We start from the raw sequence: 13,782 nt of genomic DNA, 5'->3' as shown, positions 1-13,782 counted from the left end.
TTGCAAAAACAGTGTCGCAACTATTGTCTGGCACCGCGTCTGCCGGATGCTGTAGGCCACGTTCTGACCTGACTGTGAGGGCGCGCTGTCAAACACGTAGTTACAGGCTTTCACTTACAGACTTATAGGCACACAGCCGATATGTTGCAATGCAGCATGCAAGCACAGTGGTACCAACGGCGCGTGGTTGGCGTCGACCGCATTGCATATCGTCGTCTACATTGATTTCATTGGTTTTTCAGGCAAGGAGCAGCGCCATGCAACAGCACAAAGGCTATTTCATCGAGACCTGCGCCGAGCAGGATATTGAAACCCAGGACTGGTATCCGACGCTCACCATCGGCCTGCCGACCGATGGCGTGGACCCGCAATATGTAGTGCCATGGCATCGGGTTTCAGCGCCGAGCGAATTTGGCAGCGAAGATGCGGCCAATCAGGAAGCGCTGCGCGTGGCGCGCATGATGATCGAAGCGGGCAATTTGCCGCAGGTGGGCAGCGGTCCGCACAAGGGTTATGCCACGCCGCGTTTGCAATAATCGGCGACGGGGCTGACCGCGCTCAGACCCCACCCCGGCAAGGCTTAGATCGAGGCGGTGGCCAGGCGGCGTTGGATAAACGCTGCGGTTACCGCTGCGGCATCCCAGGTCATCTGGCCTAGCCGCGCCGCGACGTCGGGCAGGCTCAGGCATTCAAAGCTGGCCACTTCGCCATCGGCGTTATGCGGCACAAAATCCTCGGGCAGGCGCAGGTCGTAGCAATACAGGATCTCGTCATGCACGCCGTCCGCGACATTGCGCAATGGATGCAATTGCCCCACAGGCACCACATGCTGCGCCATATCGGCGGGCACCCCGGCTTCTTCCCACAATTCGCGCATGGCGCAGGCCGCGGTATGTTCACCGCTGGCGATGCCGCCCGCCGCCAGGTTATCCAGCAAATCGGGGTCGACTTGCTTGGTCAGGGCGCGCCGCGCAATCCACATCTGGCCATCGTCGCGATAACCATTGATATGTACGGCCAGGCTGGTGAAGCCAAAGGTGCGGAAAGCGGCACGCTCCAGTTTTAATAAAGATTGCGTCAGATCGGGCGTGCCGTCGGCGGCCGGGGCGTGCAAGTCGTACAGTTCATTGCGCCAGCCGGGCATGCGGCCGTCGTCATACAACTTTTGTGCCGCTTGCTGCAGCAGCACTTCGGCGGTGGTGACATCCGAGATGTTGAGCCGCAGCCGTTCTGGCGTCAGTAAAAACGCCGGATCAAACCCGGTCAGAAAGCTTGCGGTGTCGGGCTGCAGCCAGCCAAGATCGTGGCCCAGCACGGCAAAGCGCGTGAGCCCGGTGCGATCAAACACCGGTTCGCTGGCGCGCCACGCGGCCACGTGCGCGTTGAGTTGGGCGACGACTTCGGCGGACAAATCCATCAGGCATGCTCCGGTTCAAACACCAGTTGCACCGCATCGCCAGCGAAACGCGTAATGCCGTATTCGATCGGCACGCCGGCGGCATCCACATACACGCTTTCCACAAACAGGATGGGCTGCGTTTTGGGCTGGCCTAGTTGCTGCGCGCAATCGGCCTCGGGCAGGCGGGTGCTGACGCGGCTGAACTTGCGGCTGTATTCCTCGATATCCAGCTGCTGCAGGGCGCGCACGGCGGAGCCGGCTTGCTGATACAGCACATCAAAGCCGGTAAAACGCGGCAGCGGAAAATACTGGGTACACACGCCAATCACGCGGCCATCCACCACATCCAGCGCATCAATCTGCATCACGCTGCTGCCATTGGGCACTTGCAACATCGCGCAGACCTCGTCGCGCGGCACCACGGTGCGGCTGCGTTGTACCTGGCTGGTGCCGGCAAGTTGTTGTTTTTCCAGACTATGCGAAAAGCGACTGCGCTTGCCCAGCTTGTAATCGATAAATTCTTCTTGCACAAAGGTGCCGCGGCCTTGCTCGATGCGCACCATGCCACGGGCCTCCAGCGCCTGCACGGCGCGGCGGATGGTGTGGCGATTTACGCCAAAACGTTCGGCCAGCGTGGCTTCGTTGGGCAGACGGTCGCGCAACTGTTTACGCGCAATTTCGCCCGCCAGGGTTTCTTCGATCTGCCGCCACAGGGCCACGCCGGAGCCGCGCTCTACGGTAATGGTCATTGCTGTTCGATTCCTGTAATGCGCCCGCATGTCGGGCGATGTAGCTGACAGTTTAAGGGGCTTAGATTTCATCTAGATGATTGCATCATTGTGCCGCCGCGAACATACATCCAACACCCGATAAGCCTTGCAGCCGTACCGGGTGGCGTGGCAAAACAGCCCGCCTGGTGTAATCGGCAGCGCGCAACTACAGCGGCTTTTGCTAAAATTGCGCGCCGCAGCACGTTGTTGCCGCTTACATCCGATCCCACTGGAGTTTTCGCATGGCCGTCATCCGCCAGGACGACTTGATCGACAGCATTGCCGACAGTCTGCAGTACATCAGCTATTACCATCCGGCCGACTATATCAAAGCACTGGGCGCCGCTTACGAGCGCGAAGAAAGCCCGGCCGCCAAAGACGCCATCGCACAGATTCTGACCAACAGCCGCCTGTGCGCGCAGGGCCAGCGCCCCATCTGCCAAGACACAGGCATCGTCACCTGTTTTGTGCGCGTCGGCATGAATGTGCAGTGGGCCGACGCGACGATGAGCGTGACGGATATGATCAACGAAGGTGTCCGCCGCGCTTATCTGCATCCCGACAACAAATTGCGCGCGTCTATCCTGCAAGACCCGGCGGGCGGGCGCAAAAACACCAAAGACAACACCCCGGCCGTCATCCATTACGAGATTGTGGCCGGTGATACCGTCGAAATCGATATTGCTGCCAAGGGCGGTGGTTCTGAGAATAAATCCAAGTTTGTGATGCTGAACCCGTCCGATTCGATTGTGGACTGGGTGCTGAAAACCGTGCCGCTGATGGGCGCAGGCTGGTGTCCGCCCGGCATGCTCGGCATCGGCATTGGCGGCACCGCCGAAAAAGCCATGCTGATGGCCAAAGAATCGTTGATGCAGGAAATCGATATTCAGGACCTGATCGCGCGCGGCCCGCAAAACCGCGTGGAAGAATTGCGCATCGAGCTTTACGAGAAGGTGAACGCGCTGGGCATCGGCGCGCAAGGTCTGGGCGGCCTGGCCACCGTGCTGGACGTGAAGATTATGGATTGCCCCACCCATGCCGCCAGCTTGCCGGTGGCGATGATCCCCAACTGCGCCGCCACCCGCCACGTGCACTTTACGCTGGATGGCAGCGGCCCGGCCGTCCTGGAAGCGCCCAAGCTGGAAGACTGGCCTGACGTGACCTGGAGCCCGGCCGCCGACGCAAAGCGCGTTGATCTGAACCGCATTACGCGCGAAGAAGTTGCCAGTTGGCAGCCCGGCCAGACGCTGTTGTTAAACGGCAAACTGCTGACCGGCCGCGATGCCGCGCACAAACGCATGGTGGATATGCTCAACAAGGGCGAGACGCTGCCGGTGGACTTTACCAACCGCTTTATCTATTACGTGGGCCCGGTCGACCCGGTCCGCGACGAGGTGGTGGGGCCCGCTGGCCCGACCACGGCCACGCGCATGGACAAGTTCACTCGCCAGATGCTGGAAACCACCGGCTTGCTGGGCATGGTGGGCAAGGCTGAACGCGGCCCGGCGGCGGTCGAGGCCATCCGCGACAACAAGGCGGTGTATCTGATGGCAGTAGGCGGCGCGGCGTATCTGGTGTCCAAGGCGATCAAGGGCAGCCAGGTGGTGGCGTTTGCTGATCTGGGCATGGAAGCCATTTATGAGTTTGATGTGGTCGACATGCCGGTGACCGTGGCGGTGGATAGCACTGGCATTTCGGTACACGCCGTTGCGCCAAAACAGTGGCAGGCGAAGATCGGCAAAATTCCGGTCGTTTCCTGATCCATCTTCAACCCACTCGCCCGCGAGGATGAGTGGGTCTGGATGCACAGACACGGGGCAGCAATGCTCCGTGTCTGTTTTGCGCTGACCGTGTAGTCAGCGAAGTTCCGCAACTTTTTTGGGTAAAAATGCGGTTACATCGTGTGACTTGCTGCCTTTAAGCTCGGAAGAATCTCAATTCTTGTCCAGCCTACGGAGCATCCTGCCATGAACATCCGTCACCGATCCGCACTCGCCATCGCCTTGCTGGCCGCCGTTACGCTGGCGCAAGCCAACCAGCCCACCACATGGCAAGTGGCCAAACCCGTGGCCGGCCAGTCGTTACAAACCGCGACATTGCCCAGCACCACGCTTAATGGCGACAGCGCGCATACCGCCAGCTTGTCGGTAGCGTGCCAGCCCAATGCCGAGCCGTATGCGTATCTGAGCATCGGCAAATCCGCCAATTTCAATACCACGCCGTTTGAAGGCGCGGCGGGCGCGGGTATCAAGGAAAAGCTGGTCAGCGTGGATACCGCCAAGGCCGCGGCTAAATACAACGCCAGCGGCGCGGCGCAAGGGCCGAACTTTGCGTTTTCGCTGCAGCCCACCAAAAAAGAACTGGCCGCGTGGCTGAGCAACGCCGGTAAACCGCTGAAAGTGGAAGTGGCCAGCGCCGATGGCAAAGGCAAACCGCTGGTAGCGCAGTTCAATCTGCCCAGCGACGCCGCTGCGCTGAAGCAAGTGCTGCAACCTTGCTTGTAAGTTGATATGCATAGGGTAGGGCAAGACCCACCACGCAAAGCCGTGGCGAGATTAACGACATCATGCGGCTCGCCGGCTTTGATCGGTGGGTCCTGACCCACCCTATGCCACCATTCTTTTTTGCGTTGGGGGTCAGACCTTTTCCAGCGCGATCGCGTACACGCTGGCGGCGGTTTTGATCGAGTCGTGCCGCACCACGCCGTCGGCGAGGCTGGCGATGCGGGTGCGGATCACCTCCACCCCCAGCGCATCCAGCGCCGCGTAATCGTTGATCACCGGCTCGGCATTCTCGGCGGCGTAGCGCGCCACCACCTCGTCCGGAATGTGCTCATCATTGATGATCACCTTGTCCACGCGCGTAATGCCGTGGTCGAGGATGGCTTGCACGTGCCCCGCTGCACTCAGATGGTCGGATTCACCCGCTTCAGTCATCAGATTGCACACATAGATGCGATCGGCGTGGTCGTTGGCGTTGATGGCGGCGGCAATCTCGGGCAGCAATAGATTGGGCAGCACGCTGGTATACAGGCTGCCTGGGCCCATCACGATGACGTCGGCGTCTTCAATGGCTTTGATCGCCAACGGCTCGGCGCGCACATCCGAATCAAAAAACACCCGCTTGATGGCCGAACCATGCGAGGCCAGTTTCGATTCGCCATGCACGATGCGGCCATCGGCCAGTTCGGCGTGCAATACGGTAGCGTTGGGGCAGACCGGATAGACGCGGCCTTTGATGTTAAGCACCACGCCCATGTTCTCGACGGCTTTGACAAAGTTGCCGTGCGTCAGCGAGAACATCGCCGTCAGCAGCAGATTGCCCATCGAATGGCCATCCAGATAATGGCCGCCTTCCACTGACTTGAAGCGAAATTGCAGCAAGTCATTAAAAATGCCTTCGGCTTCGCTTAGCGCCACCAATACGTTGCGGATGTCGCCAGGCGGGGGCACCCGTAATTCGCGATGCAGAATTCCGGAACTGCCGCCGTCATCGGCCACCGTCACAATCGCGGTGATATCCACCGGAAACCGCTTAAGGCCACGCAGCAGCGCCGATAATCCGGTGCCGCCACCCAGTGCGACCACTTTGGGATATTGCAGATTCATGGGTTTCCTGTAACTGGGGGCCAGAGCTGCGTAGCGTAAACCGCTCGCATAATTCTGCCAACGCCGGTTTTTGCGCCAGATCAGGTCCGCTGATGAATATGCGCAGGCACGCGCCGCGATTCGGGCGTCTGGCCCTGCAGCAGCGCCATCACCGCATCCAGGCTTTGCTGGGCCAGCGCCTGACTGTCTTGCACGATGGCATCGATGCGCACGGGCAGACAATCCAGCAGCCGATGATCATCGAAGGTCATCAGGCGCGCTGGCGCGCCGGTCATGGCGGCATTGTCGTTGATAAACGCCAGCACGCCTTCCAGTAGCGTAATCGAGGCGGTAAATAACGCTTGCGGATAGCGCTGGTGCTGCGCCACCCAGTCGCGCATCAGCGCGTAGCCCGAATCGCGCTGGAAATCACGTTCGAATACCCAGTCGGGCTGTTCGGTCATGCCGTGGCGGGAGAGGGCGCTGCGATAGCCGGCCAGACGATCACGGCTGGCCGACAACGCGGGCTGGCCGCCGAAATAGACGATTTCGCTAGCGCCTTGCTCGATGGCGCGTTCCACCAGTTGCGCCACTGTGGCTGTGGCATCGCTAACCACAGAGGGAATGTCGGAGTCTTCAATGCGGCGATCGACAAACACGAAGGGCAAACGCTGCGTCCATTTCTGATAACGGGATGCGTCCGCCGTACACGGCACCACCACCACGCCATCCACCTGCCGCGCCACCAGATGCGCAATGCCATCGGTTTCGCGCTGCGGGTCTTCGTCGCTGGTGACCATCACCATCTGATAGCCATCAGCGCGGCACAGCGATTCCAGCGCTTGCGCCAGCGCCGAATGCGCCGAGTTGGTCAGATCGGGAATCACCAGGCCGATGGTGTTGCTGCGGCGCGAGCGCAAGGCGCGTGCCGACTGGCTGGGGCTGAAATGATGTTCCTCCGCCACTTTGAGCACGCGCTCCACCGTGGCTTTGGAAATGCGATAGCGCTCGGCATAGCCATTCAGCACCATGCTGGCGGTCGTGCGCGACACCTGCGCCAGGCGCGCGATATCGTCGATGGTCAGTCTTGCAAAGCTGGACACGTTTACGCCTGTTGGGGTCAATACGATTTCTGAAGGCTACGCCGCATAGGGTGGGTCATGACCCACCATTCAAAGTGTATGAGCAGAACGCTGCGTACGGACTTAGGCCTTTGAGTGGTGGGACCAGACCCACCCTTCAAAGTGGATGAACAGAACGCTGCGATGCTGGTTACGGCTTTGGGTGGTGGGTCAAGACCCACCCTATGGCGTATTCATTTCTTGTTGCCTAGAAAAAAGCCCCCGCGATCATCGCGAGGGCCTAAGGCTCGTTTTGGCAGTCGGTGCGTCAACGGCGCCAGGCTGATCCAGTCACACTTACTTGATCAGATTCAGCGGTACGGGGATGAATTTATCAACGGTCTGACCATCAATCAACTTCTTCGCAGCTTGCACGCCAGATTGGCCGATCAATTCAGGTTGTTGTTGTACGGTTGCCGCAAGATCGCCCGCTTTGACGGCGGCGACAGCATCGGCGGTGGCGTCAAAACCCACCACGACCACTTTCTTCAGGCCAGCGGCTTGCAGCGCTTTAACCGCGCCCAACGCCATTTCGTCGTTGTGCGCAAACACGCCGTCGATATGCTTGTTGCCCTGGATAATGTTTTCCATCACCGACAGGCCCTTGGCGCGATCAAAGTCAGCCGGTTGGCGCGCGGCCAGTTTCACATCGGCCTTGCCGTCGATCACGCTATGAAAGCCCTGACCGCGTTCACGCGCGGCGGACGAACCCGCAATGCCTTCCAGCTCCACCACATTGCCTTTGCCGCCGATTTTTTCCAGCAGGAACTCCGCCGCCATCTTGCCACCGGCCACGTTGTCCGAAGCGATATGCGCGCTGACTTCCGCACCGGTTACGCTACGGTCCAGCGAGATCACCTTGATGCCCTTATCGGTGGCTTCTTTCACCACTGGCGCCACGGCGGCCGAATCGGTCGGGTTGATCAGGATGACGCTGACTTTTTTCTGGATCAGATCTTCCACGCTGGCCTGTTGCTTGGCCGGGTCATCCTGCGCATCCACGGTAATCAGCGTGATGCCTTCTTTTTTGGCTTCGGCTTCAGCGCCGTTTTTCAGCGAAACAAAGAACGGATTGTTCAGTGTCGAAATGGCCAGGCCTACGGTGGCCGCGCCCGCCGGTGCTGCGGCGGCGGCAGAAGCCGGTGCGCTGGCTTCGGCCGGGGCGCTATCCGGACCTTGTTTGGAACATGCGATCAAGCCCACCGACAGCAAGCCGGCCAGCAGCGGGGAAATAATGCGTTTCATCATCGAACTCCTGGTCATACGTGTGTTTTTTAGAAGAGTCATACCGGCGCGCCAGCCCGTCATGGGGAACCGGCTGGCGCGCCTTTACGGGATTACTTTTTATTGCCTCGGTCGATCAGCACGGCCAGCAGAATGACCGCGCCCTTGATCACCTGCTGGTAGAACGACGATACCTCCAGCAGATTCAAGCCGTTGTTCAACACACCGATCAGCAAAGCGCCGACCAGCGTGCCAAAAATCCAGCCACGGCCACCGGTCAGGCTGGTGCCGCCCAGCACCACCGCCGCGATGGCGTCCAGCTCATAACCCGCGCCCGCATTGGGTTGCGCCGAGTTAAGCCGCGAAGTCAGCACCACGCCCGCCAGCGCCGACATCGCGCCCGACAGCGTGTACACCCACAGCTTGATGCGATCGACTTTAACGCCAGACAGCCTGGCCGATTCCTCGTTGCCGCCCACCGCGTAAACGTGACGGCCAAACACCGTCTTTTTGAGCACAAACCAGAACACGGCAAACATCACCAACATGCCCACCACCGGCACCGGGATCAGTCCAGCCACATAGCCGCCGCCCAGCATGCTGAAAAAGTCGCTGCTAAAGCCGGCGATGGGGCTGCCGTGCGAGAACACCATGCACAGGCCGCGCAACACGGTCATGGTGGCCAGCGTGGCAATAAACGGCGCCACTTTGCCTTTGCTGATGACCAGACCGTTAAACAGGCCCATGGCCGCACCAGCGACCACACCGGCGGCAGTCGCAAACACCGGATTAAAGCCCGCTGCCATCAAGCTGGCGCTGGATATGGCGGACAAGCCGAGGATAGAGCCGACCGACAAATCGATACCGCCCAGCAATATCACCAGCGTCATGCCAAACGCAATCAGCGCGTTGATCGACACCTGGCGCATCACCGTCAGCAAATTGCCCACGGTTAAAAAATCGGGGCTCATGATGGCCAGACCGGTGGCCACCAGCAGCAGTGCAATAAACGGGCCGAGCTTTTGCAGCGTGGCTTTTTGTTGAGGAGTCATGGCGTTGCCTGTTCTTGTGTTCAGTACGAATGGGTTAGTACAAACAAAGGTTTGCGTTTTATGCGGTGACGTTTTCCACAGGTGGCGCATCCGCAGTAAATGCCGCGGTCTGGCCGCCAGTGGCGGCGGTCATGATGGTTTCTTGCGTTGCGTCTTTGGCATCAAAAATGCCGGCCTGATGGCCCTGATGCATCACCAGAATGCGGTCGCTCATCGCCAGCACTTCGGGCAATTCGGACGACACCATCACAATGGCGACCCCCGCCGCGGCCAGTTGATTGATGATGTGATAGATCTCGGCTTTGCCGCCGACGTCTACGCCACGCGTGGGCTCATCCAGCAGCAGCACCTTGGGTGGCAACGCCAGCCATTTGGCGAACACCACTTTTTGCTGATTGCCGCCAGACAACGATTTGACGTCGAGCTCGGCATCGCGGGTGCGGATGCGCAATTGTTCGATCAGTTTGGCCACCGCCGTGGTCTCGGCCTTGCTGCTGACCACGCCCAGATGCGCGTAACGGTTAAGGTGCACCAGCGTCGCGTTTTCGCGCACCGACATCCCCAGCACCAGGCCCTGGCCTTTACGGTCTTCGGTCACAAACGCCAGGCCGTGCGCGATGGCGGCAACCGCATCGCGGATGTGCAGCGGTTGGCCGTCGAGCGTTACCGTGCCGGCCGTGCGTGGGTTAATGCCAAACAAGGTTTTGAGGATTTCGCTACGGCCCGCGCCCATCAAACCGGCCACGCCCAGCACTTCGCCGGCGCGCACTTCAAAATTGATCTTGCTGATGTTGCCCGCGTCGGCCAGGTCTTTAACCACCAGCCGCACCGCGCCCGGCGTTGCATCGCGCTTGGGAAACCGGTCGCCCAGTTCGCGCCCCACCATCAGCTTGACCACTTCATCAAAACTGGTCTGCGCAATCACACGCTCGCCCACAAAATGGCCGTCGCGCAACACGCTGATCTTGTCGCAAATGCGGAAGATTTCTTCCATGCGATGCGATACGTAAACGATGGCCACGCCTTGCGCTTTAAGCTGCTGCATGATGCCGAACAGCGTTTCGATCTCGCGGTCGGTGAGCGCTGCGGTGGGCTCATCCATCACCAGCACTTTGGCGTTGAGCGCCAGCGCTTTGGCGATCTCCACCATTTGCTGCTGGCCAATCGACAACAGGCCCGCTTCGGCTTCGGGGTCGATACGGTCTGCGCCCAGCGCTTGCAGATAGGTGCGGGCGGCGGTGCGCATGGCCTTGCTGTCAATCACGCCAAAACGGCGTGGCTCGCGGCCCAGAAACAGGTTTTCCATCACCGACAATTGCGGAATCAGATTCAGCTCTTGATGGATGATGGCAATGCCCAGGCGCTCGGCGTCTTGCGTCGATGTAATCGGCGTGGCCTGGCCATCGATCACAATCTCGCCTTTGTCCGCGCGATAGACGCCGCTGAGGATTTTCATCAGCGTGGATTTGCCCGCGCCGTTTTCACCCATCAATGCGTGGATTTCGCCGCCAAGGATATTGAAATCAACGTCCTGCAATACATGCACTGGCCCGAACGATTTGCTGATACCGCGTAAAGAAACATGCATGACGCGATCCTTAAAAAATCACGCCGGAATGCAGGATTACATTGGCGTACGGACTGCATTCGCCGGTACGGATAATGGCGTGCGCATTGCGGCAACGTTGCTTGAATTCTTCGTGGGTCACGTAATCAACGGCCACGCCTTGCGCGGCAAACTGGCTGGCGCGCGCAGCCACCGGCGCATTGGCGGTCAGGCATTCGCTGGCGAAAACGGCGCGTTCGGTTTTGAAATCACCCATGACCGAATCCAGCACCGCAAAGAAATCCGGCGTGCCCAATTGCAAAGACACATCAATGCATTCCACACCGGGCGGAATGGGCAAACCGCAATCGGCAATCACGATGCTGTCGGTGTGGCCCATGCTGGCCAATACACGCGCGATATCGCGATTTAAATGTCCCAGTTTTTTCATTATTTTTGACCTTGGGTTTGGCTGGACAAAAAGGCGTTCAATTCGGCCAGCTTGGGCATGCCGCTTTGCGCGCCTGCCTTGGTCACCGACAATGCGCCCGCCGCATTGGCATGTCGCACCGCGTCGCTGACGCCCAGATGCCAGAACGCCGCCAGCGCGCCATTAAAGGTGTCGCCCGCGCCCGTGCTGTCGACCGCCGTCACCGGAAAGCCCGGTTGATGCACCGCCTTGCCCGCGTGGTCGGCGTAATAAGCGCCATGCTTGCCATGAGTCATCACCAGCTTGCCCGGCAGACGCGGCAGCAAAGTGGACCAATCGCTATCAGGCGCGCCCAGTGCGGCGGCCAGTTCAAATTCATTGGGGGTGAGCAGGGTAGCTGCGCCAATCAATGATTGCGGCAGCACGGTGGCCGGCGCCGGATTGAGGAAGAAGGTTTTGCCATGGCGCAATGCAAGCGCCGCAGCGTGTTGCACCACGGGCAGCGGAATTTCCAGTTGCGCCAGAATCACATCGGCGGCCACAAAGGCGGCTTCGGCGGCGTCCAGATCATCCGTGGTCAGGGCATAGTTGGCGCCCGGCACCACCACAATCGCGTTATCGCCGCCGGTGACCGTGATGGCGGCAACGCCGCTGGCCACATCGCGCTCGAATACCCACTGCGTATCGATGCCTTCCGCTGCCAGGCCAGCTTTCAGTTGCGCGCCAAATGCATCGCGACCGACACAGCCCAGCATGCTGACCTGCGCACCCAGCCGCGCTGCGGCCACCGCCTGGTTGGCGCCTTTGCCACCGGGGAAAGTGGCAAATGTCTGCCCGAACAGGGTCTCGCCCAACCGCGGAAACGTGGTGGTCTGCACCACCAGATCCATATTGATACTGCCTACCACCAACACCTTGGCCATACACTTCTCCGGCTAACTGATCGTGCTGCTGAGCGTTAGCTAAAACGTAATCAGCAATTGGCGGCATTTATAGCATTGGCATGTAGTGGCTGGGAAGGGGGCTACGGGGATTTGCTTACGGCAAATAGGCAAAAGGGGTCGATCAAGGCGAGCGACCACTGCCCGATATAGGCCGGACTATCTATTTAATTCAATGGCTTGATGAGTCCGACGATTTTAACCTCGGCAGGGCTGCCGCTCGTCTGCTTGAGCGCTTAGCTTTCGGCATTCATGTAACTGCAGGCGACTATTTGGAATTTTACTACAAGATTTAATCAATAAATCAGGTAGTAAAATTTCTACGTCTATAGGGTGGGTCTAGACCCACCATGTAAAGTGGCGAATTAGGAGACTGATGCTTGAGTAAACGGCTTTGGTGAGTGGGCCCAGACCCACCATGCAAAGTGGCGAATCAGAAAACGGGGCTTGAGTACACGGCTTTGATGGGTGGGTCCAGACCCACCCTATGCAATTCAATGCTTAGGCATCAGCACCAGATCCAGCACCATCAACACCAGGCTTAGGGTCCACAGCCATCCCACCACTCGCGTGGCAACAAAAAACCACTTATGCAGCGGATTGGCGATGCGCCAGATTTCGCGGGAGCGCAATGCGGGCGGCACTTCGTAAAACTCGCGGATACCCTGGCCCAGATTTGACGACATCGCGCCCGAAGAAACACCCAGCAAAGCGGGATAGTTTTCACTGAGAATGCCGTGCGCCCATGAGCAAAACGCGACGTACACAAACAGACCGCCCAAGCTACCCGAAATGGCAATCGGCAACACAATGTCAGAAAGAATATGGTCGGAAAGCAGTGGCGCCAACATAAGACATTCCGTCCTCAAGCGATGATCAAGGGCGCTCTGCGGCGCTGCATCAAGGTATAGACCACCCGGGTTTTTGATTGCAAGCAACCCATCACGCCGTCGATCTGACCGCCTGCCTTTCATCGTATGTATCGTAGTTTGTCATTCTAATGAAAGCGCCAGAGGCCTACGCTAGCGGCAAACCACAACAATCACCCCGCGCACTGCCGTTCCGTCCGGGACGGTCCTTCGATTCATCGCTGGAAGGAATGCGCCATGAAGAACACCTTGAAACGCACTTTGTTAACGACTCTGCTGGGTATAAGTGCCGCTGCGGCCCAAGCCGGCGTGCTGTCGCTAGACCATTACAACAATCCCGGTCCGTTTGGCGGCCCGGAATATCTGTATGAAGGCCTTGGATTTTCGCCGTATAACTCCGGCACCGGTTACGCCAGCGCGGACTATTACAGCGACTACACCATCAATATCGTTTCGCATCGCGGCGTGTTTGAGATCAACGCCGTGGCGCTGGCCACGTTCCAGAACTTCGAGACCAATCCGTCCGGGCCTTATGCCATTACCGACGTCACCCTGACCGGCTATCTGGGCAATCAGGCGGTGGGTACGACGGCGTTTCATCTGGCGCAAACCGACGGCGTTTACCGCTGGTACAGCGCCAATATCAACTGGCTGGTTGACCGGATTTCGCTGGTGGGCGATGGCCAGGATTTGCTGCAGACCTATACGCTGAACGCGCTGGATATTTCGCCGATCCCCGAACCCGAAACCTGGGCGTTGCTGGGCGTGGGCGCAGTGGCGTTGGCGGCGCGGCACGGTCGCAAAGTCCGTGCCCATACAGTCAGTTAGGCAGGAGGGCACAGC

14 protein-coding genes are annotated in these 13,782 nt (G+C 59.3%); 4 read left to right on the top strand and 10 right to left on the bottom strand.

What is annotated here, in order from left to right; all coding sequences use genetic code 11:
* The first annotated feature begins 257 nt into the window (after positions 1-257).
* Positions 258-536 carry a hypothetical protein gene (locus WG78_RS19975; protein ID WP_053939598.1) on the top strand — a complete coding sequence of 93 codons (279 nt, stop codon included), beginning with the start codon at positions 258-260 and terminating at the stop codon, positions 534-536.
* Positions 537-580: 44 nt separating this feature from the next.
* On the opposite strand, the gene WG78_RS19970 is transcribed toward WG78_RS19975, so the two are convergent.
* Both WG78_RS19970 and phnF read right to left on the bottom strand, forming a co-directional pair.
* The gene (locus WG78_RS19970; RefSeq protein ID WP_053939597.1) at positions 581-1,417 is read right to left on the bottom strand and encodes an NUDIX hydrolase; all 837 of its coding nucleotides are present in this window, start codon (positions 1,415-1,417) and stop codon (positions 581-583) included.
* Positions 1,417-2,148, bottom strand: a complete 732-nt coding sequence (gene phnF, locus WG78_RS19965; RefSeq protein ID WP_053939596.1) for a phosphonate metabolism transcriptional regulator PhnF — start codon at positions 2,146-2,148, stop codon at positions 1,417-1,419. The genes WG78_RS19970 and phnF overlap by 1 nt, the downstream gene beginning before the upstream one ends.
* Positions 2,149-2,411: 263 nt before the next feature.
* Here phnF and WG78_RS19960 point away from each other — a divergent pair, with 263 nt between their 5' ends.
* Positions 2,412-3,929 carry a fumarate hydratase gene (locus tag WG78_RS19960; RefSeq protein ID WP_053939595.1) on the top strand — a complete coding sequence of 506 codons (1,518 nt, stop codon included), beginning with the start codon at positions 2,412-2,414 and terminating at the stop codon, positions 3,927-3,929.
* Between the two features lie 207 nt (positions 3,930-4,136).
* The gene (locus WG78_RS19955; RefSeq protein ID WP_053939594.1) at positions 4,137-4,673 is read left to right on the top strand and encodes a hypothetical protein; all 537 of its coding nucleotides are present in this window, start codon (positions 4,137-4,139) and stop codon (positions 4,671-4,673) included.
* Positions 4,674-4,805: 132 nt separating this feature from the next.
* On the opposite strand, the gene WG78_RS19950 is transcribed toward WG78_RS19955, so the two are convergent.
* From WG78_RS19950 to WG78_RS19915, 8 genes are all read right to left on the bottom strand, one after another.
* The gene (locus tag WG78_RS19950; RefSeq protein WP_083459436.1) at positions 4,806-5,777 is read right to left on the bottom strand and encodes a gluconeogenesis factor YvcK family protein; all 972 of its coding nucleotides are present in this window, start codon (positions 5,775-5,777) and stop codon (positions 4,806-4,808) included.
* An 80-nt stretch (positions 5,778-5,857) separates the two neighbouring features.
* Positions 5,858-6,859, bottom strand: coding sequence for a substrate-binding domain-containing protein (locus WG78_RS19945; protein WP_053939593.1), 1,002 nt, complete (start codon positions 6,857-6,859; stop codon positions 5,858-5,860).
* A 315-nt stretch (positions 6,860-7,174) separates the two neighbouring features.
* Positions 7,175-8,122, bottom strand: coding sequence for a ribose ABC transporter substrate-binding protein RbsB (rbsB, locus tag WG78_RS19940; RefSeq protein ID WP_053939639.1), 948 nt, complete (start codon positions 8,120-8,122; stop codon positions 7,175-7,177).
* Positions 8,123-8,214: 92 nt separating this feature from the next.
* Positions 8,215-9,153: an ABC transporter permease gene (locus WG78_RS19935; protein ID WP_053939592.1), complete on the bottom strand. Its 939-nt coding sequence runs from the start codon at positions 9,151-9,153 to the stop codon at positions 8,215-8,217.
* 58 nt (positions 9,154-9,211) lie between these two features.
* Complete coding sequence (locus tag WG78_RS19930; RefSeq protein ID WP_053939591.1) at positions 9,212-10,741, bottom strand: sugar ABC transporter ATP-binding protein; 1,530 nt, start codon at positions 10,739-10,741, stop codon at positions 9,212-9,214.
* A 10-nt stretch (positions 10,742-10,751) separates the two neighbouring features.
* Entirely contained in the window at positions 10,752-11,150 is a 399-nt protein-coding gene (gene rbsD, locus WG78_RS19925) for a D-ribose pyranase (protein WP_053939590.1), read from the bottom strand.
* Positions 11,150-12,052: a ribokinase gene (locus WG78_RS19920; protein WP_053939589.1), complete on the bottom strand. Its 903-nt coding sequence runs from the start codon at positions 12,050-12,052 to the stop codon at positions 11,150-11,152. Before WG78_RS19920 ends, rbsD begins: the two co-directional genes overlap by 1 nt.
* Before the next feature lie 512 nt (positions 12,053-12,564).
* Positions 12,565-12,921 carry a hypothetical protein gene (locus WG78_RS19915; protein ID WP_053939588.1) on the bottom strand — a complete coding sequence of 119 codons (357 nt, stop codon included), beginning with the start codon at positions 12,919-12,921 and terminating at the stop codon, positions 12,565-12,567.
* A gap of 255 nt (positions 12,922-13,176) precedes the next feature.
* Between WG78_RS19915 and WG78_RS19910 the strand changes: the two genes are divergently transcribed.
* Positions 13,177-13,767, top strand: a complete 591-nt coding sequence (locus tag WG78_RS19910) for a PEP-CTERM sorting domain-containing protein (RefSeq protein ID WP_053939587.1) — start codon at positions 13,177-13,179, stop codon at positions 13,765-13,767.
* The last annotated feature ends 15 nt before the right edge of the window (positions 13,768-13,782 follow it).

It is taken from the genome of Amantichitinum ursilacus, from assembly GCF_001294205.1.
Taxonomy (GTDB): Bacteria; Pseudomonadota; Gammaproteobacteria; order Burkholderiales; family Chitinibacteraceae; genus Amantichitinum; species Amantichitinum ursilacus.
This window is presented reverse-complemented; position numbering and strand designations above follow the sequence as displayed.